This is a genomic window from Streptomyces sp. NBC_01428, from assembly GCF_036231965.1.
Classification (GTDB): domain Bacteria; phylum Actinomycetota; class Actinomycetes; order Streptomycetales; family Streptomycetaceae; genus Streptomyces.
In genome coordinates this window covers 6,340,914-6,365,018 of sequence record NZ_CP109499.1, presented here as the reverse complement: position 1 = coordinate 6,365,018, position 24,105 = coordinate 6,340,914, and the positions used below count along the sequence as shown (strand labels likewise).

General features: G+C 69.7%; 23 protein-coding genes. 13 read left to right on the top strand and 10 right to left on the bottom strand.

Translation table 11 applies throughout. The features are described from left to right. Window positions 1-42: 42 nt before the first annotated feature. Entirely contained in the window at window positions 43-2,298 is a 2,256-nt protein-coding gene (locus OG406_RS27530; protein ID WP_443067112.1) for a DHA2 family efflux MFS transporter permease subunit, read from the bottom strand. Window positions 2,299-2,463: 165 nt separating this feature from the next. Between OG406_RS27530 and OG406_RS27525 the strand changes: the two genes are divergently transcribed. Further along, window positions 2,464-3,678, top strand: coding sequence for a peptidoglycan-binding domain-containing protein (locus OG406_RS27525; protein ID WP_329188316.1), 1,215 nt, complete (start codon window positions 2,464-2,466; stop codon window positions 3,676-3,678). Between the two features lie 319 nt (window positions 3,679-3,997). On the opposite strand, the gene OG406_RS27520 is transcribed toward OG406_RS27525, so the two are convergent. Both OG406_RS27520 and OG406_RS27515 read right to left on the bottom strand, forming a co-directional pair. Next, on the bottom strand, window positions 3,998-4,666 hold the full coding sequence (locus OG406_RS27520) for an HAD-IA family hydrolase (RefSeq protein WP_382756059.1): 669 nt from the start codon (window positions 4,664-4,666) through the stop codon (window positions 3,998-4,000). A gap of 556 nt (window positions 4,667-5,222) precedes the next feature. After that, a complete protein-coding gene (locus OG406_RS27515; RefSeq protein ID WP_081216992.1) occupies window positions 5,223-5,804 on the bottom strand; it encodes a TMEM165/GDT1 family protein in 582 nt (193 codons plus the stop codon). Window positions 5,805-6,356: 552 nt separating this feature from the next. Between OG406_RS27515 and OG406_RS27510 the strand changes: the two genes are divergently transcribed. The 5 genes from OG406_RS27510 to OG406_RS27490 all read left to right on the top strand — a co-directional run bounded on the left by OG406_RS27510 (window position 6,357) and on the right by OG406_RS27490 (window position 12,359). Next, window positions 6,357-7,001: an HNH endonuclease family protein gene (locus OG406_RS27510; RefSeq protein ID WP_164371690.1), complete on the top strand. Its 645-nt coding sequence runs from the start codon at window positions 6,357-6,359 to the stop codon at window positions 6,999-7,001. 148 nt (window positions 7,002-7,149) lie between these two features. Further along, window positions 7,150-8,811 (top strand): alkaline phosphatase D family protein, encoded by a 1,662-nt coding sequence (locus OG406_RS27505; RefSeq protein WP_266613421.1) that lies wholly within the window; start codon window positions 7,150-7,152, stop codon window positions 8,809-8,811. A gap of 258 nt (window positions 8,812-9,069) precedes the next feature. Continuing rightward, on the top strand, window positions 9,070-10,941 hold the full coding sequence (locus OG406_RS27500; protein ID WP_443067151.1) for an FAD/NAD(P)-binding protein: 1,872 nt from the start codon (window positions 9,070-9,072) through the stop codon (window positions 10,939-10,941). A gap of 85 nt (window positions 10,942-11,026) precedes the next feature. Continuing rightward, window positions 11,027-11,479, top strand: coding sequence for a DoxX family protein (locus tag OG406_RS27495; protein WP_329188311.1), 453 nt, complete (start codon window positions 11,027-11,029; stop codon window positions 11,477-11,479). 247 nt (window positions 11,480-11,726) lie between these two features. Then, window positions 11,727-12,359, top strand: a complete 633-nt coding sequence (locus OG406_RS27490; protein ID WP_081216996.1) for a DedA family protein — start codon at window positions 11,727-11,729, stop codon at window positions 12,357-12,359. Window positions 12,360-12,371: 12 nt separating this feature from the next. Here the strand turns inward: OG406_RS27490 and OG406_RS27485 are convergent, their stop codons facing one another. After that, a complete protein-coding gene (locus OG406_RS27485) occupies window positions 12,372-12,602 on the bottom strand; it encodes a DUF2277 domain-containing protein (protein WP_164371687.1) in 231 nt (76 codons plus the stop codon). A 167-nt stretch (window positions 12,603-12,769) separates the two neighbouring features. Here OG406_RS27485 and OG406_RS27480 point away from each other — a divergent pair, with 167 nt between their 5' ends. Beyond that, on the top strand, window positions 12,770-13,684 hold the full coding sequence (locus OG406_RS27480) for a ketopantoate reductase family protein (RefSeq protein ID WP_164371686.1): 915 nt from the start codon (window positions 12,770-12,772) through the stop codon (window positions 13,682-13,684). 85 nt (window positions 13,685-13,769) lie between these two features. On the opposite strand, the gene OG406_RS27475 is transcribed toward OG406_RS27480, so the two are convergent. The 3 genes from OG406_RS27475 to OG406_RS27465 are packed head-to-tail and all read right to left on the bottom strand — an operon-like array spanning window position 13,770 to window position 16,302. Next, window positions 13,770-14,357, bottom strand: a complete 588-nt coding sequence (locus OG406_RS27475; RefSeq protein ID WP_329188309.1) for a hydrolase — start codon at window positions 14,355-14,357, stop codon at window positions 13,770-13,772. A 2-nt stretch (window positions 14,358-14,359) separates the two neighbouring features. Then, window positions 14,360-15,841, bottom strand: a complete 1,482-nt coding sequence (locus tag OG406_RS27470; protein ID WP_443067111.1) for an MFS transporter — start codon at window positions 15,839-15,841, stop codon at window positions 14,360-14,362. After that, the gene (locus OG406_RS27465; RefSeq protein WP_164371684.1) at window positions 15,838-16,302 is read right to left on the bottom strand and encodes a MarR family winged helix-turn-helix transcriptional regulator; all 465 of its coding nucleotides are present in this window, start codon (window positions 16,300-16,302) and stop codon (window positions 15,838-15,840) included. Before OG406_RS27465 ends, OG406_RS27470 begins: the two co-directional genes overlap by 4 nt. A gap of 171 nt (window positions 16,303-16,473) precedes the next feature. Between OG406_RS27465 and OG406_RS27460 the strand changes: the two genes are divergently transcribed. The 4 genes from OG406_RS27460 to OG406_RS27445 all read left to right on the top strand — a co-directional run bounded on the left by OG406_RS27460 (window position 16,474) and on the right by OG406_RS27445 (window position 18,951). Continuing rightward, a complete protein-coding gene (locus OG406_RS27460; RefSeq protein WP_081217001.1) occupies window positions 16,474-16,812 on the top strand; it encodes a hypothetical protein in 339 nt (112 codons plus the stop codon). A gap of 359 nt (window positions 16,813-17,171) precedes the next feature. After that, entirely contained in the window at window positions 17,172-17,576 is a 405-nt protein-coding gene (locus OG406_RS27455) for a hypothetical protein (protein ID WP_329188304.1), read from the top strand. Window positions 17,577-17,894: 318 nt separating this feature from the next. After that, complete coding sequence (locus OG406_RS27450; RefSeq protein WP_081217003.1) at window positions 17,895-18,335, top strand: VOC family protein; 441 nt, start codon at window positions 17,895-17,897, stop codon at window positions 18,333-18,335. A gap of 349 nt (window positions 18,336-18,684) precedes the next feature. Beyond that, window positions 18,685-18,951 carry a DUF6959 family protein gene (locus OG406_RS27445; protein WP_329188302.1) on the top strand — a complete coding sequence of 89 codons (267 nt, stop codon included), beginning with the start codon at window positions 18,685-18,687 and terminating at the stop codon, window positions 18,949-18,951. 358 nt (window positions 18,952-19,309) lie between these two features. Here the strand turns inward: OG406_RS27445 and OG406_RS27440 are convergent, their stop codons facing one another. Then, the gene (locus OG406_RS27440; protein ID WP_329188300.1) at window positions 19,310-19,450 is read right to left on the bottom strand and encodes a hypothetical protein; all 141 of its coding nucleotides are present in this window, start codon (window positions 19,448-19,450) and stop codon (window positions 19,310-19,312) included. Window positions 19,451-19,696: 246 nt separating this feature from the next. Between OG406_RS27440 and OG406_RS27435 the strand changes: the two genes are divergently transcribed. Then, the gene (locus tag OG406_RS27435; protein WP_329188298.1) at window positions 19,697-20,419 is read left to right on the top strand and encodes a hypothetical protein; all 723 of its coding nucleotides are present in this window, start codon (window positions 19,697-19,699) and stop codon (window positions 20,417-20,419) included. A gap of 451 nt (window positions 20,420-20,870) precedes the next feature. On the opposite strand, the gene OG406_RS27430 is transcribed toward OG406_RS27435, so the two are convergent. Continuing rightward, the gene (locus OG406_RS27430; RefSeq protein WP_329188296.1) at window positions 20,871-22,514 is read right to left on the bottom strand and encodes a hypothetical protein; all 1,644 of its coding nucleotides are present in this window, start codon (window positions 22,512-22,514) and stop codon (window positions 20,871-20,873) included. Window positions 22,515-23,292: 778 nt separating this feature from the next. Then, window positions 23,293-23,619 (bottom strand): hypothetical protein, encoded by a 327-nt coding sequence (locus OG406_RS27425; RefSeq protein ID WP_329188294.1) that lies wholly within the window; start codon window positions 23,617-23,619, stop codon window positions 23,293-23,295. A gap of 115 nt (window positions 23,620-23,734) precedes the next feature. Between OG406_RS27425 and OG406_RS27420 the strand changes: the two genes are divergently transcribed. Next, the gene (locus OG406_RS27420) at window positions 23,735-24,028 is read left to right on the top strand and encodes a diguanylate cyclase domain-containing protein (RefSeq protein WP_329188291.1); all 294 of its coding nucleotides are present in this window, start codon (window positions 23,735-23,737) and stop codon (window positions 24,026-24,028) included. The last annotated feature ends 77 nt before the right edge of the window (window positions 24,029-24,105 follow it).

Here is a 24,105-nt window from a genome sequence, read left to right as displayed (position 1 = left end):
ACGCGGGCCGGGGCCGTCTCCCGCCACGACCGGGCCGATGTCTCAGGCAGGCTCCCCCAGACGCCTGACCGGTGACGGCCCGCCCTCGTGCGGGCGTTCCGCGTCGGAGCCGCACATCTCCTCGTTCAGCTCCACCACCAGCTGGGTGAGGTCGGTCGGCCGGTCCGGGCTCCACCAGTCGCCGAGGAGTGCGGCGAGCGACTCCTCACGGGCCAGCGACAGCTTCCGGGCGGCGGCGCGTCCCTCGTCCGTCAGCACCAGGTCCAGGCCCTCGCGCCGGGCGAGGCCGCGCTCCTCGATCTGGCGGGTGCCGGCCAGCACGACGCCCAGCGGAACCGTGCTCTTCTCGGCGAGCAGGGCGGGCTCCGCCCACCCGTACTTCCTGATCCTCAGCAGCAGCCAGCTCGCCGCCGGCTGCAGGTCGTAGCCCGCCCGCTCGGTGATCTCCTCGTAGATCTGGCGCCGCCCCTCCCGTGTGCCGAGCACGGACAGCGCCCGGCACACCTCGTCGTACGACGACCGCTCGACGGGATTGCTGGCGAGCGTCTCCGTGACGTCGGGGGCCGTGACCGACCCGCGCAGTCTGTCCTCCCGCAGGAACCAGGCCAGCGCGAAGCCGAGCACGGCGACCGGGGCCGCGTACAGGAAGACGTCGGTGATCGACGTCGCGAACGCGTGCAGGACCGGTGGCTGCAGGTCGGGGGGCAGGGCGCCGATCCCCTTCGGGTCGGCCTTGAGCGAGTCCGTCGTGATGCCCGGCGGCAGGTTCTGCCCCGCCAGGGCCTTCGTCAGGCTGTCGCCGAGACGGCTCGCGAAGACCGTGCCGAAGATCGCGACGCCGAACGAGGCGCCGATGGACCGGAAGAACGTCGCGCCGGAGGTGGCGACGCCCAGATCCTCGTACGGGACCGCGTTCTGCACGATCAGCACCAGGACCTGCATGACCAGGCCGAGGCCCAGGCCGAAGACGAAGAAGTACGCGCTCATCTCGGCGGTGCTGCTGTTCTCGTCCATCTGGTGCAGCAGGAGCAGGCCGATGGCGGTGATGCCGGTGCCCGCCACCGGAAACACCTTCCAGCGGCCGGTCCGGCTGACGATCTGCCCGGAGACCGTGGACGACAGCAGCAGTCCGAAGACCATCGGCAGCATGTGCACACCCGACAGCGTGGGTGTCACACCCTGCACGACCTGGAGGAACGTCGGCAGATAGGTCAGCGCGCCGAACATCGCGAAGCCGACGATGAAGCTGATGATCGCCGACAGCGTGAAAGTGTGGACGCGGAAGAGCTTGAGCGGAAGGACGGGTTCGGCCGCCCGTCGCTCCACCGAGACGAACGCGAAGCCGAGGAGCACGCCGAGCACCGCGAGACCGATGATCTGCGGCGAGTCCCAGTCCCAGGTGGTGCCGCCCAGCGAGGCCACCAGGACCAGACAGGTGGCGACCGCGGCGATCAGGAACGTACCGAGGTAGTCGATGACATGGCGGGCCGACTTCTTCGGGATGTGCAGCACCGCCGCGATGACGACGAGTGCGACGACGCCGACGGGCAGGTTGATGTAGAAGACCCAGCGCCAGCTCAGGTGCTGGGTGAACACCCCGCCGAGCAGCGGTCCGAGCACACTCGTCGCTCCGAAGACCGCCCCGAACAGGCCTTGGTACTTGCCTCGTTCGCGCGGTGGGACGAGGTCTCCGACGATCGCCATCGACAGCACCATCAGGCCGCCGCCGCCGAGCCCCTGCAACGCCCGGAACCCGATCAGCTCGCCCATGTTCTGCGACATGCCGCACAGCGCCGACCCGATCAGGAAGATCACGATCGCCGTCTGGAACAGCCGCTTGCGGCCGTACTGGTCGCCCAGCTTGCCCCACAGCGGAGTGGCCGCCGTCGACGCGAGCAGATAGGCCGTGACCACCCAGGACAGGTGTTCCAGGCCGCCGAGGTCGCTGACGATGGTGGGCAGCGCGGTCGACACGATCGTCTGGTCCAGCGCGGCGAGCAGCATGCCGAGCAGCAGCGCGCCGATGGACACGATGACGCTGCCGTGCACGCTGTCGCGGGCATCGGTGGCCGCCGCCGTACGGCGGCGCACGGCGGACTCGCTGACCGCGACGGACTCGTGCGGGTCGATCGGACCGGCGAAGCCGGTCCCGCTGTCCTGTCCGTCGCCGCCGTGGCCGCCGTCGCCGTCGCCCGCGCCACCGGCACCCGGGCCCGGGCCGGTCGGTGCGTCCGGCCCGTCCGGCCCGTCCGTGCCGCGGCCGGCGGGCGTCTGCGAACCGTGCGCGTCCCCGGTCATTCGGCCTCCCTGCGCCCCGAGGGTCTCGATCACCCTCCATCCTGATCGGTGTGTCCGGTTATGGCCTGTCGAGGCGTCCGGAATCCGGGATTCCGGGGGGCTCGTTGAAGGTTGTGTGAAGGGCGTCCGGATAATCTCTGGAGTTCTCTGGGGAGGGACCCACTCGTGACTGAACAGACCGGGCATGTCTGCCCCCGGTGCGCCGCCCATCGCGCACCGGACGGCACCCCGTCCTGCACCTGCACCCGCCGCGCGTCCGACGCCCTCCGGGACGCCCGCACGGCGGAGGCCGCGGCGGCCGAGGACTTCGACCCACTGCGCATACGCCCTTACGTGGAGCTGAGCCGGGACGGCGTGGCCGCAGGTGTGCCGGGGGGCGCACCGGGGCCGGAGCCGACCGGAATACCGGCCGCGGGCGCCACGACGACCGGAACCGGGGGTCCGGTCGCGGGCGGGGGCGCCGGCCCGGTGAACGGTGCCGGCACACGGCCCGGACCGATGGACGCCTCAGGCACGGCCGCCACCGCCGCGCCGGCCGGGCAACCCCGTGAACCCGGTGAACCCGGGATCGTGCCGCCGCCGGCCGGGGAGGCCCCCTCGGCCTCCACGATGCGGCTGGCGGCCGTACCGGCAGACGCGGCCCTTCCGGTCGACGCGACCATGCGGCTGCAGGCGCTCCCTTCGGAGCCGCGGGCCGCCGACGTCCGGCTGTTCCAGGAGCACGCCTCGCACCCCGGGACGGCGGCGGCCGCCGGGGCCGGACGGCCGGGGCGCAGACGGCGCAACGGGATCCTGGCCGCGGCCGGAGTCGTGGTGACGATGGTGGCCGCCGCGGGGTTCGCGGGCGGCCTGCTCTCGTACGACACTCCCGCGCGGGACGGGGCCCTGCCCGAGGACGTACGGGCGAGCGTGCCGGACGTGTCGCCGAAGGCGGCGTCGGTGGCCCCGTCGGCGAGCACCTCGCCCACGGTGTCGGCACCGGCGGCTCCGGCGTCCTCCCTGAGCGCGAGCCCCTCGCCGTCGGCGTCCGGGGCGAGCACGTCGGCGTCGCCGTCACCGTCGGTCTCGTCGTCCTCCTCGTCCGCTCCGCCGAGCGCGACGGCCACCGCGACGGGGTCGGCGGCGGACACGGGGGGCCAGCAGGGACTGGGACCCGCGCCGACCCTGCAACGCGGCGACGACGGCCCCGAGGTCACCGAACTCCAGCTGCGCATGAGCCAGTTGAGGATGTACATGGGCGACGCGGACGGCCACTTCGACCGCCACCTCGAAGACGCCGTGCGCTGGTACCAGTGGGCACGCGGCATCACGTCGGACCCGTCGGGCGTCTACGGAGCCGCCACGCGCACGAGCCTGGAGTCGGAGACGTCCCAACCGTGAACCGGGGCTGCGCCTCGGCACCGGCCGGGTTTCGGTCCGGTGGGTGGTGCGGGGCCGTGCCGGTACATCCGCCCGTCGCCGCTGAATCAGACGGAAGAAGAAACGGGAACGCTGCTCGATCCGGGCGTAAGCGACGGGCATGTGATGTACCGGCACGGCCCCTCCCGCCGGATGCCGACTGCGGGCCGTGCGTGAATTTCAGCCCCTCCGGCGTTTGAGGAGCGGGGTCTGGGGCGGAGCCCCAGGTACGGGTCGGGTAGGGGCGGAGGGGGCGAAAAAGCCGGCCCCAGCCAACCCGCACGCTCCCCCAAGGACCTTCTCAGCCGATGTGAAGGCGAAGGGTCCCGTCTCCGAGGGACTCGACCCGCACCTGGGTGAGGTCCCGTACGAGCACGTCCGGCGCATGGAACCCTGCGCGGGGTCCGACCCCGACGACCCGCATCCCGGCGGCCCGCCCCGCGGCGATCCCCGCCCCGGAGTCCTCGAACACGATGCAGTCCTCGGGCGCGACCCCCAGTTCGGCCGCCCCCTTGAGGAACCCCTCGGGATCCGGCTTGCTGGCCCCGACCGACTCGGCGGTGACCCGTACGTCGGGGAGTCCGAGACCGGCGGCGGCCATCCGCCCGTTGGAGAGCGCCACGTCCGCGGAGGTGACGAGCGCGTGGGGGACTCCGGCGAGGGAGGCGAGGAACTCGGTGGCACCCGGGATCTCGACGACGCCGTCCATGTCGGCGGTCTCCTCGGCCAGCATCCGCGTGTTGTCCGCGTAGTTCTGTTCCATGGGCCGGTCCGGCAGGAGGACGGCCATCGAGGCGTAGCCCTGGCGGCCGTGGACGACCTTCATGACCTCGTCCCCGTCCAGCCCGTGCCGGTCGGCCCAGCGGCGCCAGCAGCGCTCGACGACGACGTCCGAGTTGACGAGGGTGCCGTCCATGTCGAGCAGGAGGGCGCGGGCGGTCAGAACGGTCGTGGCCGTCGTCATCGGCATGCTCCAAGGTGCGGGGTGGGGGTTCAAGAATCCCCCGGGAACAAGGCGGCCCCGCCCACCGGTCAGGGAGGTGCGGGCGGGAGCCACTTTGTTCCTTCACGATACAAAACAAGCACCCCTCGGCGCCACCACCCCTGACCTGCCCTTATGCCATCCGACCCACAGGGTCAACCCCAGACCCCTTCAACAGACACCCCTCGGCCACCCACCGGACAGAGACCAAACACACCTCCCACCCCCGACCCAGCACGGGGCTCCGCTTCCCAAAACCCGATGAGGGCCGAATCCCCAGGGGCTGAATCTCGCCCCCGTCGACCCGCACCCGGCATCGGACGCGAGGGGCCGTGCCGGTACATCACATGCCCGTCGCTTACGTCCGGATCGAGCAGCTCCCGCATCTCGACCCACGTCTGATTCAGCGGCGACGGGCGGATGTACCGGCACGGCCCCGCCCCACCCACCGGACCGAGCCGAAGCCGGAACCGGACCGGAAAAGCCGGAACCGGACCGGAGCCGCAGCCGAAGGCACCCGTACCGCCCGGCGCGCAGCCGAACCTCAGCCCGCGACCGCCTCGTACAGGCTCCAGACCCCCAGCCCCACCATCAGCAACGCGGCCACCTTGGTGATCAGCGACAGCGGCACCCGCTTCATCAGTGCCTTGCCGCCCACGATGCCCAGCCCCGCGACCGCCCACAGCGCCAGCACCGCGCCGACGCCGACCGACACGGGGTCGTCGTAACGGGCCGCGAGGTTCGCGGTCATGATCTGGGTGAGGTCGCCGAACTCGGCGACGAGAATGAGCATGAAGCCCGCCCCGGAGACCTTCCAGAAGCTCTGGTTCTCCGGGTCGCGGACCTCCTCCTCGTCCTCGCCCTTCTTCATCAGCAGCACGGCCGCGCCGCCGAGGAACAGCACACCGGTGACCGCGTGCACGATCTGCTGCGGCAGCAGGGTCAGGACACTGCCCGCCGCGACGGCGAGGGCCACGTGGACGGCGAACGCGGCGGCGACGCCGGCGAAGACGTAGGAGGCGCGGTAGCGCGTGCCGAGGACGAGGCCGGCGAGCGCGGTCTTGTCCGGCAGTTCGGCAAGGAAGACGACACCGAAGACGAGCGCCATCACGCTGAAGCTGATCAAAATTCCTCAATCGGTCGGGCTGCCCCGCCGAGAGTTGCGACTGCGCGTTCCGTGACTGCGCGACACCTCGGCACGGCAGCACACAGCGGCGCCCGCACCGAGAGGCGCGAGCGGAAGAACCCTTGCCGGTAGGCCCGGCACGGGCATGTGCACTGCTTGCCGAAGGTCTCGCTGGCCGGCCTCGTGGACGAGGTCTGCCTCCGGGCGCCGGCTCAGACGAGCTGAGCAGTATGTCGACGGTCCGGCGAAGAGCTACTCCCCTTCTGCGCCGTTCATAGTACGCGACCGGCGCACGGGCCCCGCAGGCCGAAGGTCCCCGCACCCCGGGAGCACCCCGGGCCGCCCGCCGAAAAGCCCCCAAGCACCGCACACCCACAGAAAGACGTGAGCGCCCTCACACCCTCCGCCGAAACTTTCGCCCCACACCTTGTCATGTCATGTACGCGTCACTAATTTCTAACCGCGTACTCATCTCCCGGCAACACACCCCCGCGAGCATTCGTTCGCCCGCTCGCTCGCACTCCAACACCCCCACACCCCAAGGGAGTTCGCATGCCAAAGGTCTACGCGCGTCGACGGCTGAGCATACTCGCGGCCGCCACCGGACTGATAGCCCTGGCCGGTGTCTTCAACGGCCCGACCGCCTCCGCCGCCCTCCCCACCCCGGTCAGCGCGGCCACCGCGCGCACCTACCTCGCGTCCCTCACCGTCGCCACGGAGAACCGCACCGGCTACAACCGCGACCTGTTCCCCACCTGGATCACCATCAGCGGCACCTGCGACACCCGTGAGTACGTCCTCAAGCGCGACGGCACGAACGTCGTCACCACCTCGGCCTGCACGGCCACCAGCGGGTCGTGGCACTCCGTCTACGACGGCGCCAACTGGACGGCCGCGTCCGACCTCGACATCGACCACCTCGTGCCGCTCGCCGAGGCCTGGGACTCGGGCGCCAGCGCCTGGACCACCGCGCAGCGCCAGGGCTTCGCCAACGACGTCACCCGCCCGCAGCTGCTGGCCGTGACGGACAACGTGAACCAGTCGAAGGGCGACAAGGACCCGGCCGAGTGGATGCCCCCGCTCAGCTCGTACGCCTGCACGTACGTCCGCGCCTGGGTGCAGGTGAAGTACTACTACAACCTCAAGGTCGACTCCGCCGAGAAGTCCAAGCTGAGCTCGGTCCTGAACGGCTGCTGACCCGTACCGGCAGGGCCGCCCCCGGGCGCCCGCCTCCCCGTGAATTCCGGGCACCGCTCCCCCCACGGCATCGCCGCGGTGTCCGGAACCTCGCCACCGGCCTCCGTCGTTCCGTACCGTACGGGGCGACGGAGGAGGGTGATCATTCATGGCCGAGCTGCGCCTGGGGCCGCTGCTGAGGTACGTCGACGGTTCGTCCGCGACCTTCTGGGTCGAAGCGAGCCGCCCGTGCACCGCCGAGGTGCGCTGCGCGGACGGGACGTCGGGATCGGCCCCGACGTTCCAGGTCGCGGGCCACCACTACGCGCTGGTGCCGGTGAGCGGGCTGACGCCCGGCACCGTGACGGCGTACGAGGTGCTGCTCGACGACGTGACGGTGTGGCCGCTTCCCGGGTCCGCCTTCCCTCCCTCGGTGGTCCGCACCTCGGCGGGTGACGAGGCGGCGGTCCGTGTCACCTTCGGCTCCTGCCGCTGGGCGGCGCCGCCCGCGGACGAGAAGGACCCGGTCGGGCCCGACGCGCTGGACACCCTCGCGGCCCGCGTCGCGGCGGACCCGGACGGCGAACGCCCGGACGTACTGCTGCTGTTGGGCGACCAGGTGTACGCGGACGAGGTCTCGGACGCGACCCGCGCGTGGATAGCGTCCCGCCGGGACCTGGCGGACCCCCCGGGCCATCAGGTCGCGGACTACGAGGAGTACACCCGGCTCTACTACGAGTCCTGGCTGGACCCCGAGATCCGCTGGCTGCTGTCCACCGTGCCCAGCTGCATGATCTTCGACGACCACGACGTCATCGACGACTGGAACACCAGCGACGCCTGGCTCGAGGACATCCGCGCGACCCCGTGGTGGCGCGAACGGATCCTGAGCGGCCTGATGTCGTACTGGGTCCACCAGCACCTCGGCAACCTCTCCCCCGACGAGCTCGCGGACAATCCGCTGTACGCGGCGGTGCGCGAGACGCCCGACGGCACGGACGTGCTGCGGGCCTTCGCCGCACAGGCCGACTCCGATCCGGCCTCGGTCCGCTGGAGCTACCGCCGCGACTTCGGCAGGACCCGGGTCCTGATGGTCGACAGCCGCGCGGCCCGCGTCCTGGACGAGCAGAACAGGGCGATGCTCGACCCCGGCGAGTCGGCGTGGCTGCGCGAACAGGCCCTGGACGCGCCGGAGACCCGCGACCACCTGCTGATCGGCACGTCGCTGCCCTGGCTGCTGCCGCCGCTGATCCACCAGGCGGAGGCGTGGGACGCCGCGCTGTGCCGCGGGGAGCGGGGCGCCCGCTGGGCACGGTTCGGCGAGAAGCTGCGGCGCACGGCGGACCTGGAGCACTGGGCGGCGTTCCCGCAGTCCTTCGAGGAGTTGGCGGACCTCATCGCCGACGTGGGATCCGGCGAGCACGCGCCGGCGACCGTGTGCGTGCTCTCGGGGGACGTGCACCACGCCTATGTCGCCGAGCCCGTCTGGGCCGAGCCCGCCCGGCAGCCGGCGGCCCATGTGGTCCAGCTGACGTGCTCGCCCGTCCACAACTCCGTCCCGCCGCAGATCCGGCTCGGTTTCCGCTTCGGCTGGAGCCGCCTCGCGCGGGGGCTCGGCAACCGCCTTGCCCGGCACGGCCGCTGCGCGCGCCCGTCGGTCGACTGGAACCGGTCGGGCGGCCCCTGGTTCGGCAACCAGCTCATGACGCTGACCCTTCGGGGGCGTTCGGCCTCCCTGCGCCTCGAGAAGGTGGTGCGGGGTCGCGACGACCGGACGGGCGGAGCCGTCCAGCTGCGGACGGTGCGGGAGTCCGCACTCGCACCGCAATAGGACCTTTTCGCCTGGTTGTTGGGCCGTTTGTCCCCGATGATCGTGACGCATCCCACACCGGGTGCCGATCCTTCGCTCCGGGGCTCGGTTCGCACAGCGCCCGGCGGCATGATGAGGCGGACCGTCCGCTTCCAGTGGACGGTCAGCCGTCCTGCGCCCCCACGCCCGGGAGTCACACCCTTGTCTGCAGAGCCCTCCCCCCAGTGTTCCGCCGCGCCCGTCGCGGCGGGGTTCCCGGCGACCGCCGGGTCCCCGCGGATCTCCGTGGCCGTCGTCGGCGCGGGCCCGCGCGGCACGAGCGTCCTGGAGCGCCTCTGCGCGTCCGCCCCCGAGCTGCTCGCGCCGGGTGCGCGGCTGACGGTCCATGTCGTCGACCCGTCGCCCCCCGGCCCCGGCCGGGTCTGGCGCACCACCCAGTCGCCGCATCTGCTGATGAACACCGTGGCCTCGCAGGTGACCCTGTTCACCGACGAGAGCGTGGACTGCTCGGGGCCGGTCCGGCCGGGGCCGAGCCTGCACACGTGGGCGGGCGGCGAGCTGGGTCCGGACGCGTATCCGACCCGCACCCAGTACGGCCGCTATCTGGAGTGGGTGTTCGGCGAGGTGGTGCGCGGGGCGCCGCCCGAGGTGCGGGTCGAGGTGCACGCGGCCCGGGCGCTGCGGCTCACCGACGGCCCGGACGCCCGTCAGACGCTGGCCCTGTCCGGTGGCCGCACGCTCACGGGCCTGGCCGCCGTGGTGCTCGCCCAGGGGCATCTGCCGGTGCTCCCGGACGCGGCGCAGCAGCGGCTCTCCGCGCACGCGGCGCGGCACGGCCTGCTGCACATCCCGCCGGCCAATCCCGCCGACGTCGACCTCTCGTCCCTCGCGCCGGGCGAGCCGGTCCTGCTGCGGGGGCTCGGGCTCAACTTCTTCGATCACATGGCCCTGTTGACCGAGGGCCGTGGCGGGCGCTTCGTGCGGGCGGGCGCGGGGCTGCGCTATGTGCCGTCGGGCGACGAGCCGCGGGTGTACGCCGGTTCGCGGCGCGGCGTCCCGTACCAGGCGCGCGGGGACAACGCGAAGGGCCCGTACGGGCGGCACGTTCCGCTCGTCCTGACGGACGAGGTGATCGGGGGGTTCCGCAAGCGGGCGGACTCCGGTGACGCGCCGGACTTCCTGCGGGAGATATGGCCGTTGGTCGCCAAGGAGGTCGAGACGGTCTACTACGAGCGGCTGTTGGCGCCCTCGGGGCGGGCCGGCGCCTTCCGGGAGCGTTTCCTGGCCGTCGCCCGTCGCACGGACGAAGAGGCCGCCGTGCTCGGCGCGTTCGGGATCGGGGAGGCGGAGCGCTGGTCGTGGGACCGTGTCTCGCGCCCATACGCCGGGCGGGAGTTCACCGGGCGCGCGGACTGGCGGGAGTGGCTGCTGGACCATCTGCGCGAGGACGCCGCGCAGGCCGCGCTCGGCAACGTGGCCGGCCCTCTGAAGGCGGCGCTGGACGTGCTGCGGGACCTGCGCAACGAGCTGCGGCGGATCGTGGACCACCGCGGTCTGCCGGGAGAGTCCCGCCGGTCCCATCTGGACCGCTGGTACACGCCGTTGAACGCGTTCCTCTCCATCGGCCCGCCCCGCCGCCGGGTCGAGGAGCTGGCCGCGCTGATCGAGGCGGGTGTCGTGGAGGTGCTCGGTCCGCGGCTCGACGTGCGGGCCGAGGACGGCGCGTGGGTGGCGCACTCACCCGACGTGCCGGGCTCGGGTGTCCGCGTGACGGCCCTCGTGGAGGCGCGGCTACCGGAACCGGATGTGCGCCGGACCGGCGACGAACTTCTGGCCCGGCTGCTGAAGACGGGAGCGTGCCGCCCGCACACGGTGGACGGCTACGAGACCGGCGGCCTGGACGTGACCGAGCGGCCTTACCGCCTGATGGACCGTCAGGGCCGGTCGCACGCGCGGCGGTTCGCGTTCGGTGTGCCCACGGAGGGCGTGCACTGGGTGACGGCGGCGGGCGCGAGACCCGGAGTGGATTCGGTCACGCTTTCGGACGCCGACGCGGTGGCGCGAGCCGCGCTACGTGCGGCGACGGCCGAAGCGGAACCGGAAACGGAGGCCGCGCCGTGGCCGAATGTTGAACTTGCAAGCATAGATTAGGCGCACCTAACGTAGGTGGCTCACTCGGTTCCGTCCCCACGGTCCGGCCCGCTGCGGCCCGGATCAGACCGAAGGAGTTCCCCACATGACCGGACGCCTCAACAGCGCCCAGCCGTACGCCATAGCCCTGTTCCGCATCGTCGTCGGCCTGCTCTTCGCCGTGCACGGCACCGCCTCGCTCTTCGGCGTGCTCGGCGGCGCGGCCGGCACCGACGGAGGCACCCTCGACGCGGGCACCTGGCCCGGCTGGTACGCGGCCGTCATCCAGCTCGTCGCCGGCGCCCTCGTCCTCCTCGGCCTCGGCACCCGCGCCGCCGCCTTCGTGGCCTCGGGCTCCATGGCGTTCGCCTACTTCGACGTGCACCAGTCGGCCGCCCTGTGGCCGATCCAGAACGGCGGCGAACTCTCCGCCCTGTTCTGCTGGGCCATGCTCCTGCTCGTCTTCACCGGCTCCGGCGCGCTCGGCCTCGACCGGCTGCTCACCGCCCGTACCCCCGCCGCCGAGGAGCAGCGGGCCGCGGAGCCCGTCACCGCCTGACCCACGGGCGCCGCGCCCGCACCGCACGACAGCGCCCGCCCCCGGTCACGGGAGGCGGGCGCCGCCGTGTCCGGACGTGACCGGAGCGTGCGGGAAGGTGAACGTGATGTGACCGACACATGCGGCCCCCGTGGATCTCCGGCCCCGCCCGCGGCGTACGCTGTATGGCTGTACTGGCCGCCCCTGCCGCTCCCCGCGACGTCGCGGCACGGTCCGTGCCTACGGGGGATTCCGGGGGAGTGTTTCGGTGCTGGAGAGTGTGGGGTCGCTGACGGGCAGCCCATGGATCTACGCGGCGGTCGCCGTGTCCGTCGTCCTTGATGTGTTCCTGCCGGTCCTGCCGAGCGGGGTGCTGGTGATCACCGCGGCAACGGCCGCGGCGGGTTCCGCCACCGGCGCCGTTCCGCACGCCGTCCCCGACCTGCTGGTGCTGACCCTCTGCGCGGCCACGGCCTCGGTGCTCGGCGACCTGGTGGCGTTCCGCCTCGCCTGGCGCGGCGGCGAACGCCTGGACCGCGCGATCGCCCGCTCGCGCCGCCTCACACAGGCGCAGGAACGTCTCGGCGACGTGCTGGCGCGCGGCGGCGGGGCACGCGGGGTGCTCGTGGTCGTCGCCCGTTTCGCACCGGCCGGGCGCTCGGTCGTCTCGCTCGGCGCGGGCGCGGCGCACCGCCGGGTCCGCGAGTTCCTGCCCTGGTCGGTGCTCGCCGGCGTCGCGTGGGCCGGCTACAGCGTGGGGCTCGGCTACTTCGGCGGCCAGTGGCTGGGCGCCACCTGGCTGGCGACGGGCGTGTCGTTCGGGGCGCTGTTCATCGCCGGGGCGGGCGCCGCCTACCTCGTGCGCAAGCCGGCCGTACGTGAGCAGGGCACCGGCGCCTGAGCGTCCGGCACGCTACCCGGCACGCCGGGCCGGCACGCCCCGTACCTCCAGGGTTTCGAGGAGGTCGGTGGTCGCGGCGGCGACGGCCTCGACGGCCCGGTCGAAGGCCTCCTGGTTGTGGGCGGCCGGGGCGCGGAACCCGGAGACCTTGCGCACGTACTGCAGAGCGGCGGCGCGGATCTCCTCGTCGGTCGCTTCCTCGGGGATCGACGGCGGACGGAGTGTCTTGATGCTGCGGCACATGCGTCCAGTGTCGCGCGGCCGGCGCGATCGTGGGGCCCCCTGCGCAAACCCGCAGGCCCGGGGAGTGCGCGACCCGCGGACCCGGGAATAGTGCCGCCGGTCGCGCGGATTGTGCTGATCATGACCCGACGGCTCTCCGCGGGTCCCGTTCGGAGGATCGAGGACGTATGGCGAACGACCGGCTGACCGTGGCGGTACTGGGTCCGGGAGGGGTCGGCGGGCTCCTCGCGGCGGTGCTGGCCCGCGCGGGCCACCGGGTGGTCTGCCTGGCCGGGGAGGACACCGCACGGGCCCTGTCCGCCGACGGCATCGAGGTACGGAGCGGTCTGTTCGGGGACTTCACGGCCCGGGTGTCCGCGGACACCGAGCTGCGGGAGCCGGTCGACGCGCTGCTGATCGCGGTCAAGGCGACCTCCCTGGACGCCGCCCTGGAGCGGGTCCCGGCGAAGGTGCTGGGCGAGGACGCCCTGATCGTGCCGTTCCTGAACGGCGTCGAGCACCCCGCCCTGCTGCGCGAGCGCTACCGCCCCGAGCAGGTGGCCCCCGCGGTGATCCGGGTCGAGTCGACGCGGACCGCGCCGGGCGTGATCGAGCACGGCAGTCCGTTCGCCGACGTCGACCTGACCGCCGAGACGGCGTCCCGCCCCCGGGTCGACGCGCTCGCCGCCGCGCTGGCGGAGGCCGGGGTGGGCGTCCGCGTCGAGGACGAGGAGGCGGCGACACTGTGGGCGAAGATGTCGTTCCTCGCGCCGTTCGCGCTGCTGACGACACGGTACGGACTCCCGCTGGGTGACGTACGCACCCTGCACCGCGACGAGTTGACCGCGCTGGTCGAGGAGACCGCGGCGGTCAGCCGGGCGTCCGGCGCCCCGGTCGATCCGGCGGCCGCGCTGGCCCGCTACGACGCGTTCCCGCCGGGCGCCAAGTCGTCGATGCAGCGTGACGCGGAGACCGGCCGCACCCTCGAACTCGACGCCATCGGCGGCGCGTTGCTGCGCGCTGCGGACCGCGCCGGGGTGCCGGTGCCGGTGGCCTCCGCTCTCGTACGGGACCTGACGCCGCCCTCCGGCTCCGCCGCCTGACCGCACACCGCTACCCCAAACACCCGGGCCGTGGCCGGAGTTCGCGAACTCCGGCCACGGCCCGGGTGTTTGGGGTTCTCCCCGCTCAGGCGCGGGACTTGTCGAGGACCTCGAGGATCGCGTCGGTGGTGCCGGTCTCCCCGAGGCGCGGGAAGATCCGCTCGACGCTGTTGCGGTGCGTCTCGGCGTCGAGGTCGGTCATCGCGTCGGTGGCCAGGGTGACGTGGTAGCCGTGCTCGTGCGCGGCACGGGCGGAGGACTCCACGCCGATGCTGGTGGCGATGCCGGTCAGCACGATCTGGGTGATCCCGCGGCGGCGCAGCTGCAGGTCGAGGTCGGTGCCGTAGAAGGCGCCCCAGTTCCGCTTGGTGACGGTGATGTCCTCGGGGTGCCCGGCCAGGTCGTCGACGATGACGTCCCAGCCCTCGGGGAAGCTGCGGCCGCGGCTCGCTCCGTCGGTGCGTCCGCTCACCGCGTCCGCGCCGTCGGCCGCGGCGGTGACCCGGACGAGGACGACCGGCAGGCCGTGGCCGCGGAAGGCGTCCGCGAGGCGGACGGACCGCTCGACGACGTCGGCGGCGGGGTGCGGGCCGACGCCCGGGTTGCCGACGATGCCGTTCTGCAGGTCGATGACGACGAGCGCGGTGCGGGGGTCGATGGTGGTGACTGCCATGGTCAGGCCTTTCGGGGGGTGAGGGTGCCAAGTGACCGGTCGATCACGGTGACCGCCAGGAGCAGCACTGCTCCGGCGAGCATGAAAAGGGACAGGTGGTGCAGGCCGCCGGTGTCGGCGCCGTGCTGGAAGAAGGCCGCGTCGGCCGCGGAGGCGGCCATCGCGCCGAGGTACATGAAGGTGCGCAGCAGGCCCGCGGCGGAGCCGATCCGGGCGGGGTCGGCCTGCCGGTAGAGGGCGTTCTGGTTGGCCAGGCCGTTGAGGCCCTGCGGGACGCCCATGAGGGCACCGACCGCCGCCAGCAGCCACAGCGCGCTGCCCGCCTGGAGGGTCAGCATCGCCGCGCATCCGGCGATCTGGACGAGGCTTCCGACCACCAGCTTGCCCCGCACGGCCTCCCGTCGTCCGGTGATCGCGGAGACGAGCAGTCCGGTCAGCGACAGCGGCAGCAGGACGAGCCCGGCGGCCGCCGCGTGCAGTCCGCGCCCCTCCTCCAGCCACTGGGTGAACCCGTACAGGAAGGCGTACGCGGTGGTGTAACTGAGGAACTGGCGCAGGAAGGTGGCCAGCAGGGGTCCGTTGCCACCCAGGACCCGCAGGTCGATGAACGGTTCGGGGACCCGGAGTTCACGCCGCGCGAAGGCGGCGCCGGCGAGGAGGGCGAGCACCGGCAGGTACCAGTCCTCGGCCCGCGGTTTCATCAGGAACACCATGAGCGCGACGAGCAGGGCGGCGAAGAGGGCCATGCCGGGAAGGTCGATGCCACGCGCGACGGGAACGGGCACGCCCCCCGCGTCCGCAGCACGGTCGGCGCCCTGGGCACCCTGGGCACCCTGGGCACCCTGGGCGATCTTGGTGGCCTTGGGCAGCCGGAGGGCGCCGAGGACCAGACAGGCCAGTGACAGCGGCACGTTGACGAGGAAGATGGTGCGCCAGCCGCCCAGGCCGATGAGCAGCCCGCCGAGGGTGGGGCCGATCACGGAGACGGTCTGCGCGGAGACCGCGAGCGCCGTGAGCACACCGGCCGGGCTGTCCCGTCCGGTGCGTTCGGCCTCGCTGCGGGTGAGGTGCATCGCGGCGGGATACGCGGCCGACGTGCCGAATCCGAGCAGGACCCGGGCGGCGACCAGCGCGCCGAGGTTCGGGGCGACGGAGCCGAGCAGCCCGGCGACGCCCACCATGGCCGTACCGATGAGATACAGGCGGCGCGGCCCGAACATGTCGACGAGCCGTCCGATGACCGGTTGCCCGACGGCGGTGGCGAGGTAGAGGCCGGAGACCAGCCACGCGGTCTGCGAGGGCGGAGCGCCGAGCGCGCTGCCGATCGGCACCAACGCCACCGCGATCATGGAGGAGTTGACCGGGTTCAGTACGGAGCCGAGGACCATCGGCGCGATCAGCCGGCGGTCGAACCGGTCGGGCGGCCCGCCGTCGCCGGCCGGGGTGAAGCGCTGCTGGAACCGCGCGCGGAGCGTGGGTATCACGGGCGGGTCAGCCGTTCCAGCAGGGCCATCGCCGCGATGACCGTCTGCCGCTCCTCCTCCGTGCAGCGCTCCTCGAAGGCGTGGGCGAGCCAGGCGGAGCGGGCCTCCCGGGTGCCTTCGACGCGCTCGCGCCCCGCCTCCGTGAGGGTGATCAGCTGCCGCCGGCCGTCACCGGGGTCCGGGTTGCGCTGGATGAGGCCGTACTGGTCGAGGGCGGCGAGAGTCGCGGCCATCGACTGGGGCCGGACGCCCTCCGTCGCCGCGAGCGCGCTGGCGGTGGCGGCACCGCTCTTGCTCACGAGGGTGAGCGCGGAGACCTGGGAGGGCGTGAGGTCCTGCTTCTCGGAGACCTCCCGGATCCGCCGCCGGAGAAGGCTGAACGCGACCCGCAGATCCTGCGCGGCGCGGGCGGCGGAGTCCGAGACGCCCGGGTCGTACGGAGGAGTGCTGTCCTGAGCCATTCCGCCACCGTAAATTAATCAGTCCAGACTGTCCAGTTCCACCTGCACAGCCTGCCTGCACACTCACCCGCTGCCCGCTTTCCCCCAGGTCAGCGGGATACGGAACACCCGTTCGCGTGAACTCCCGTAAGAAACTCGCCCCATAAAATCGAACAGACGTATCATTGGCACGTGGCTGAGACCTACGACTTTCCGAGTGACCTCCTGGCCGGTCAGGAGGAGCTGCATCAGGTCCGGGCCGAGCTGCTGGCCCTGCTGAAACGACTCCCCTGGTCGGTCGAACCGCTGGACGGCTTCAGCGACACCGGCGGCTGGCGCAAGGTGGAACGCCCCGCCTCCCCCGGCTGGAGCCCCGACGAACAGGCCGAGGTCGAGAAGCTCCGCCAACGCGAACTCGAACTCGCCGTGTTCGTCTCCGGCCACCGCTACTGGTCGGAGGTCGCGCCCCCGGCGAAGGTGGAGGCGCGGATGAGCCTGAAGCGCGCGGGCGACGGGGTCGCGCCGGTCTGACTTGGGCCACCTCGCCACCGCCGCGGGCCCGGATCCCTGCCGTACACCCGGCAGGTCCGGGCCTCGCGCGTCTCCGGGGGGCGAGGTGGGTGGGCTGCGGGGCGCGCGGGTCACCGCCGTCACGCCGGCGGCCGGAGGGCAGACGTCTGCGGGGGCCTCCAGGCGCGCGGTGCGGCAGTTGGGCGAACTCGCCTCGACGCGCGACCAGTTGGGGCCGAGCTCGACGGCCGACCCGACCCGGCTAGGCGAGGCGGGGCGGGGCCTCGACGCGCTCGACCTGTGTCCATGGCTGATGTACTCGGGCGGAGCTGAGTATCTGCGCTCTGGCCGGTGAACCGGTGATCGGAAAGTCTTGGGCCATGCCTCAAAGATCACTGAAACCAGTTCCCCAGCTCGTGTCGATGCTCCTGCTGGCCGCGCTGTCGGTCGCGTTGTGGGCAGCCTGGCTGGGCTGGGACCAGCACCGCGACGTGCACCCCGACGGCTCGACGACGGGCCCGTACGAGGCGTGGCAGGTGATCGGCCTGGTGCTGACGCTGCTGCCACCCGTGTTCTGGGCAGTGTCCCGGCACTACGTCGCGGGCGCCGTGGCCGGCACCACGGCCGGCCTCACCCTTGCCGCCGGTTACGACTGGTCGGACGACTCCAGCGGCCTCTTCGTAGTCGGCGTGGTGCTGGTGATGATGGGAAGCCTCGCCGTGACCGCCGCCGTCTCCGCGGTCGTCCCGGCGCTACGACGCCGCGACCGGCCCGCGGAACACTGACGTCCGGCACACCCTGGGACACCTCGCTACGACCTGACCCACACCTCGCACAGCCCGGCGCAACGCACCGCAGCGTGGCGTGGTACGGCGTGGCGCGGCAAAGGAACGGCGTGGCGTGGCGCCCATGGTGCGGGCCCTCGCGGGAACCCTTTCCACCGTCCCGGCGGTGGGTTGGTACACCCGGATGCCCCTGGCCTGAGGCACGATCCGAATTCTTCGGAACTCGGCAGTCTGCGGATGTCGAGAACGTGCCACCGGCTCCGTCCCAGGGACATCAGCAGCCACCACCGGCCGCAGCAGGAAGAAGGAGAGACCAGCATGGCGATTCAGCGGATGGACAACGTCGGCATCGTCGTCGAGGACCTGGACGCCGCCGTCGCGTTCTTCGTGGAACTCGGTATGGAGCTGGAGGGCAGGGCGACGGTCGAGGGCCTCGTCGCCGACCAGTGCACCGGACTCGACGGCGTCCGCTGCGACATCGCGATGGTCCGGACCCCGGACGGACACAGCCGCCTCGAACTGGCGAAGTACCGTAGCCCGCTGGCAACAAGTGCCGGACCGCGCAACCCACCGCACAACATCCTGGGCACGCACCGCGTCATGTTCGCCGTCGACGACATCGAGGACACCGTCGCCCGCCTGCGCCCTCACGGCGCCGAACTCGTCGGAGAGATCGCCCGCTTCGAGAACAGCTACCTGCTCTGCTACGTCCGCGGCCCGGAGGGCATCATCGTCGGCTTGGCGGAGCAACTGAACTGAACCGGGGCGATGGCCCTCCCACAACGACGGCTCACCACACGATGCCCGTTGCCACCCAGGCATGAAGCAGCCACTCACACGCTTCGGCTGACGACGCGGCACCTGCAGAGCGACGGGATCCGGCGCCCCCTTCGGACCGGAACGTCAAGGCCCCCAGCCGTGATCGGCTGGGGGTCCTTTGTCTGCTGGGTGTGGACGGTTCCGAAACGCCGACATCCGCCTCGTAAGTTCGATCCAACAACCGCCCTGGAGCTTTTAGGTCCTCGTTCGTCGGGCGCGTTCGGCTGCTCAAGGCTGCCTGCGTACGCCGTCGTTGATGTCAGCCGGTGATGTCAGGTTGGATGGTGCCATGGAACGTGTTGAGGCAGAGCTGTTCACGGACGGCGGGAACAACGCTGTGGTGCGCCTGCCTCCGCGCCGGTTCCCCGGCGTCTTGATCCAGGGGGACTCCCTCTCCGTCATCCGCAGCGAAGTTGCCGAAGTCCTCGAAGCATGCGACCAGGGCGACCTCGCCGGAGCGCGGGAAACCGCCGGCCTTCTACTGGCTGACCTCGATGAGGTGCTAGAGCGATACACCGCCGCGCTGGACGCCCACCAGGTCCCGCGGCCGTACTGATCGCAAGGCTCTGGTCTTCGAGAGCTGGATCGCTGTCTTGTAAGGGCGGACATGGTCGTCGGCTTCTCCGTCCACGTCACTCCGGCTATAGCGCCGGCCCTGGTGAACAGCACATCTCGACTGCTGCGAGCCGTCGTTGACCGTGGTTGACCGCACGATGTGGCACGGCTGTGGCACGTTCCGATTGACGACTCCTGGCGCATAAGGCCAGCGAACGTAAGTTCAGTTCTCCGGGCCTAGGCATGGCTGTAGCAGTTTCGCAGATCCAAACGGGTGGCCTGCGGCTGTCGCGGGCTACGGCTGTCGTTAGTAGACGTCGCCGGTCACCACTGAGCGGCCTCGGACGGCCCAGCGGAGGTCACTCGTCGGCTGCCAGCCACTCATCGAGCCGGACCTTGACCTGGTGGTTGTGGGCGACGTGCCACACGACCTCCCCACTGACGAAGGCCCCGAGGGCCGGGGGGTCCATCCCGAGCGGCATGGCCGTGACCTCCGCCAACGCTATGGCGTACAGCGCGCCGTCTACACGTATGAGTACCCCAGCGCCGGAGACCGGTGATCGCCTCTACTGCCCGGCGTCCGCAGCCGCCACCTCGGGGGCCAGCGGACCACGCGCACTGTTCTGTTCCATGCACGGTTCGAGACATACCAAGTTGGAGAGAACCCTTGCGGAGAAGGTCCGCTATACGGGGGGGACATGCCCGGTCCGAGGTTTTCGATCATGGTGCATGCTGCTATACGCAGCTTGGATCTCTACGTAACCCTAGTGGCAGCGGTGACATTTGGCGTTCTAGGACTAGCGGGGAACGTCTCAAAGGAGGTAATAACCTCCGGAATTCTAGCAATCCTAGCTCTTGTGGCCATATCTCTTTTGCGATCGCGCTCACAGAGTGAGCAGATCAATCAGTCTTTGACTGAAATCAAAGCCCGACCGAGCGCAGATCGCTTCTTCTCCGAGGTTGACGACAGGGATGAGATCAGGGAGATGATCTCATCATCGCGAGAAGTATGGCTTCACGGCTGGACGCTCGGAATACACCTTGTCTCCTACGCGGATGAGATCAGGAGAGCTGTCACCGCAGGTCTACATATCAAAATTCTCGTGATTGAGCCGAACAGCATGGCCATGACTATCGCGGCAAGCGAGGCAGAAAATCACGGTGCGGACGAGCTTAGCTCCAACCTAGAGGCCAACCTTAGAAGATTGTCTGCACCAATCGAAGGGACCATAGTCGGAAAGTTGGAGATCAAGACCCTCAGTTACGTTCCCCATAACACCGTAATCGCTTCCGATCCGTCAACCAAACATGGAAAAATCGTTATGCGAATAGCGACTTTCCGGGCGGATCATTGGCAGCGTCCAACCTTCACAGTCACCCGGCAGAACGATCCCGGATGGTACGACTTCTTCAAGACACAGTTTGATAGGAAGTGGGAGTCAGGGCGCCTGTATGCGTCACTTCCGTAAAGGGGACGTCACAAGCCGGCCCTTCCCCTGATCAGCGGGACTGCAGAAGTCCACGGCTCCGAACAGCTCAGATGCCGTGGACTTCTGTTATTGGTGGGTCGGCGTCAGGCGACCTCGCACGCCCCAGAGGCGGACCGGACTTTGGGCACCGCGCTCTGCACAGCCACAACTAATCACGCGGGGCCGTGACCTGTGGCCGCCTAATCGATCAATGCTCTGACCTGCTGCCGAGCTGTCACCTATCGACGTTGGTCACCATTGAGCGCCCTTCCACGGCCCGGGAGGGCGCTCGTGCGTGAGCGCCGCTTTACAAGCTCGATCCGAGCCCGCTCGGGCTGCGGCCGTCGGCTGACGCCAGGGCCAGACACTCATTTTGTTGCCTGAGCTGGTGACCTCTGCAACGCAAACGCAGCGATCTGCCACAGGACGCGCGGCCTTGGACCGCTCCATGTCATGCTTCTTTCTGCTGCTTCGACGTCGAAGCGATGCCCAGGAGAGTCATTGATCCCCGTTCAGCTGCGTCTTTTGCCGAGAGAAGTTCGGGAATTCGGTAAAGTGCCCGCATGCTACTGAGGGCGGTTTCGAGCGCCGATTCTGCCGCTGAATGCAACTGCACCAAAGATGGCTCCGATTTACCGTGAACGATATTACTGCGCATCGTGTAGATCTTCTTAAGCTCCCTGAAAAGTTCGAAGCGCTTGTCGAAGTCGTTAGGTTCTAGAATGTGAGCGATGGATCCGCAGACACGCAGGTTGGTTTCCGGCGTTCCACTGAACATATTTTCCCAGGCGAGTACGGCGTCTACTAGAATGTCGGCCGGCTCCAGCCTCCCATTCGCAGCTTTGACGATTCTTCGCAGCGCAACGTTTAGATTTTTCGGATGACTCGTTTCAAGGGTAGACGCCCAAGCTCGGGCCTTGGTGGCATAGGCCTGGTCGATTGCGATTCCCTTCACTACGGGCGTGAGCCGCTCGCGGCCGTACATGGTGGGGTGGAAGACAAATGGATGCAGCACTCCTGTGAATGCCGGGTAACCACCAGAAGGGCAGGGATCGCCAGAGGCCATCAAAAGGGAAAAAGACGCGCGAGTTACGATTTCATCAAGCGTTTTATCCCACATGTCAAATTCAGTCTGGAACTTCGCTACATCCGATTGTGTGATCCCGTTCTCGGTGAATTCAACCTTGCAAACATTGAGCAGCTTTATGGGGAGATTGAACGTGAGGGTAGGTTGAATGAACGCGTGATACTGGCTTCGGTGATAGAACTCCCGGTTGGCTAGTTTCGCTCGTCCGAGCGACAAGCTAATTCCTTCCGATACGACCAGACCTCCCAGGCCGATGGCTACCGGCAGGTGGGTCTCCTCCCCTCTAGCCAGGGCGCGCATCTCATCGAGAACGCGCGAGATCTCCGTAAGGAAGCGGCTCATAGAAGGTTTGCCGCTCAAGGTAATTCTTCGGAATGCTCCGTTTAGGACGTGAACACCGAGGCTGTAGACCTGTAGTGGCAGACAGCCCCGAATACTTGAGGTTGTCACGAGGGATGTCACCGAGTTCAATTCGCGCATCAATTCTCGATCGGACAAGGCGAGCAAATGACTAGACCCTGGGAACAGGCGGCTAAGATCGGGGTCGCTGAGTACCTTCCTCTCCAAGCCCTTTCCGCTGGAGTGCGCTGAAATTTCAGCGCCACACGCAAAGTGTGAATTCAATGGATCAGGGGACGGAGGGGAGATGAGAAAACCCGGGTAGAGTTGGCGGCCAACTGAAAGCAGAGAATTAAGTAGTGCATCGTCCGTCTCTGGGTCGGGAGGTGGAAACTCTCCACCGCAAGACTCACGGATTGCGTTGGCGATGGCAGTGTCGTTGACGTATCGGCAAAGATAGACAGCAAGATTGGCCGATCGGACATCAGGGTGTTCCGTCGCGGTCGCTTTTGAGACTTCGTTCATAACTGCGAGTCCGGCAGCTTGTGCTGAGTTGCTTGGACTATATGCAAACTCGCCTTCATCTAGGGCCAGAACATAGCGAACAAAGTGTTCCCCAAAGAGCAACGTAGCCGAGTGGTTTGACAGGTCGACATGAGAATCGGACATCGGTTACCTCCTATTTTTGCTTGGCTGCCAGGTGGGGAGAACTCTATTGGAAGCTCACGGCGAAGTCGTCTTCTCTACGAACAGGACCCGAGCGGGCATCCTGGAGATCAGGAAGCGTAGATGAACCGCAGGCGCCCGGGCACGAGAACCTTGCTTGTCCTTCGGCTACTGCGGCAGAAGTCCGGCTTAGCCTTACCAAGATCACGCAACCGTGCCAAGTAGTCATTGGCGGCAACAAGGGTTTCGGCAATCAGCGTTCGGGGACCGGCTCATTGAGATGCGCGGAATCATGCGACGGAGCATCGTCGTCCCTTCCGCGGCGGCCTAGGAGGTAAATCAGCCCACAACCCACCTCAGCTCCCTTCCCGTCCGCCGTCGACCCACACACCGTGGAGCGGGCGTGGTTCATGGCGTCCAGGTGGAGCGCGCCACTGTACGAACGACCTGGACGCCATGGGCCGCGTCTGCTCGGCTTCGCCTGGGTCGATGGCGGACGGGATGGGAGTTCCCCACGCACGCCACTGTGGACCCGCGGCCGGGAACGGCGCCCCCTCTATCCCGGTGCCGGCCGATCCCCCGCCGGAGGCTCTGTTCTTGACCGTGGCCGCGCTATGCGGTGATCGACTCTCATGGCCACCCGGCCCTATCCACATGTGGGCGCGCGTCGGCGCAGCGCGGGCGGAGCGGGCCGAAGGCAGGAGCGGCGCCCGCAGCGGAGCCGGGAAGCGCGCCCGGCGGAGCGGAGCGCAGCCGGGGCTTGAATGAAGTAGAGAAAGTTCTATCCCTTGGCTTCGCTGCGCTCCGCGCGGTACTCGTCCAGCAAGCTGAAGAACAGCTCCACCGCGGGCTTGTTCGTCGCTTCAGCCTCGCGCTCGATCTCGACCGCCCATCCCAGAGCGCTGGGGTACTTATGGCCCAGGCGCTGCCAGAGCCACTCCGCGAACGGCCCCTGACTGCCGGGACTCCAGAAGTCGAAGTCCTCCGGGATGCCGTGCACTCCCAAGGCGACTCGGTATCCGATGAGCACCGACTCAAGATGCTGCAAGGAACTGCCACGCAGCCACATCCCGGGGCGCAACCGAACCTCATCGAGGAAGTCGTGCACGTCCCCCAGCTGCGTGAGCTGCCTCGTTTCCTGCCGTGGCCCCTCTGATGCCGGCATCAGCACGCCTTAACCACGAAGCAGCTGCCGGCCGTCATGACTCCGCACGTGAGGCCCGTTGCCGTCCAACTGGTGCGGGCGGCACGGCATCGCTGGACGGCTCGGAGGTGACGAGTTCGTCGCCGTCGTCGATCCCCTCGCTGGGGCCCAGCTGGGGGACTTGAGCCGCGATCTGCACCGGCCCTTCCTCCACGCCGGACAGATGTTGCCGCTCGCCGCCTCGTTGGGCTCGTGCCGCCTTGCCGACCTGCCCACCCGCACGCTCCCCGACGCCCTGGCCGCTGCCGACGCTGCCATGTACGCGGCCAAGGGACGCGCCACCCGCCGCGGGCAACGCCCCGCCTCCGCCTGACCGGCCTCCGGGCGACGCACAAGCCGCCAAGCATCGCCGCCGCCCGGACGGTCCGGCCCCTTCCAACCGCAATCGAA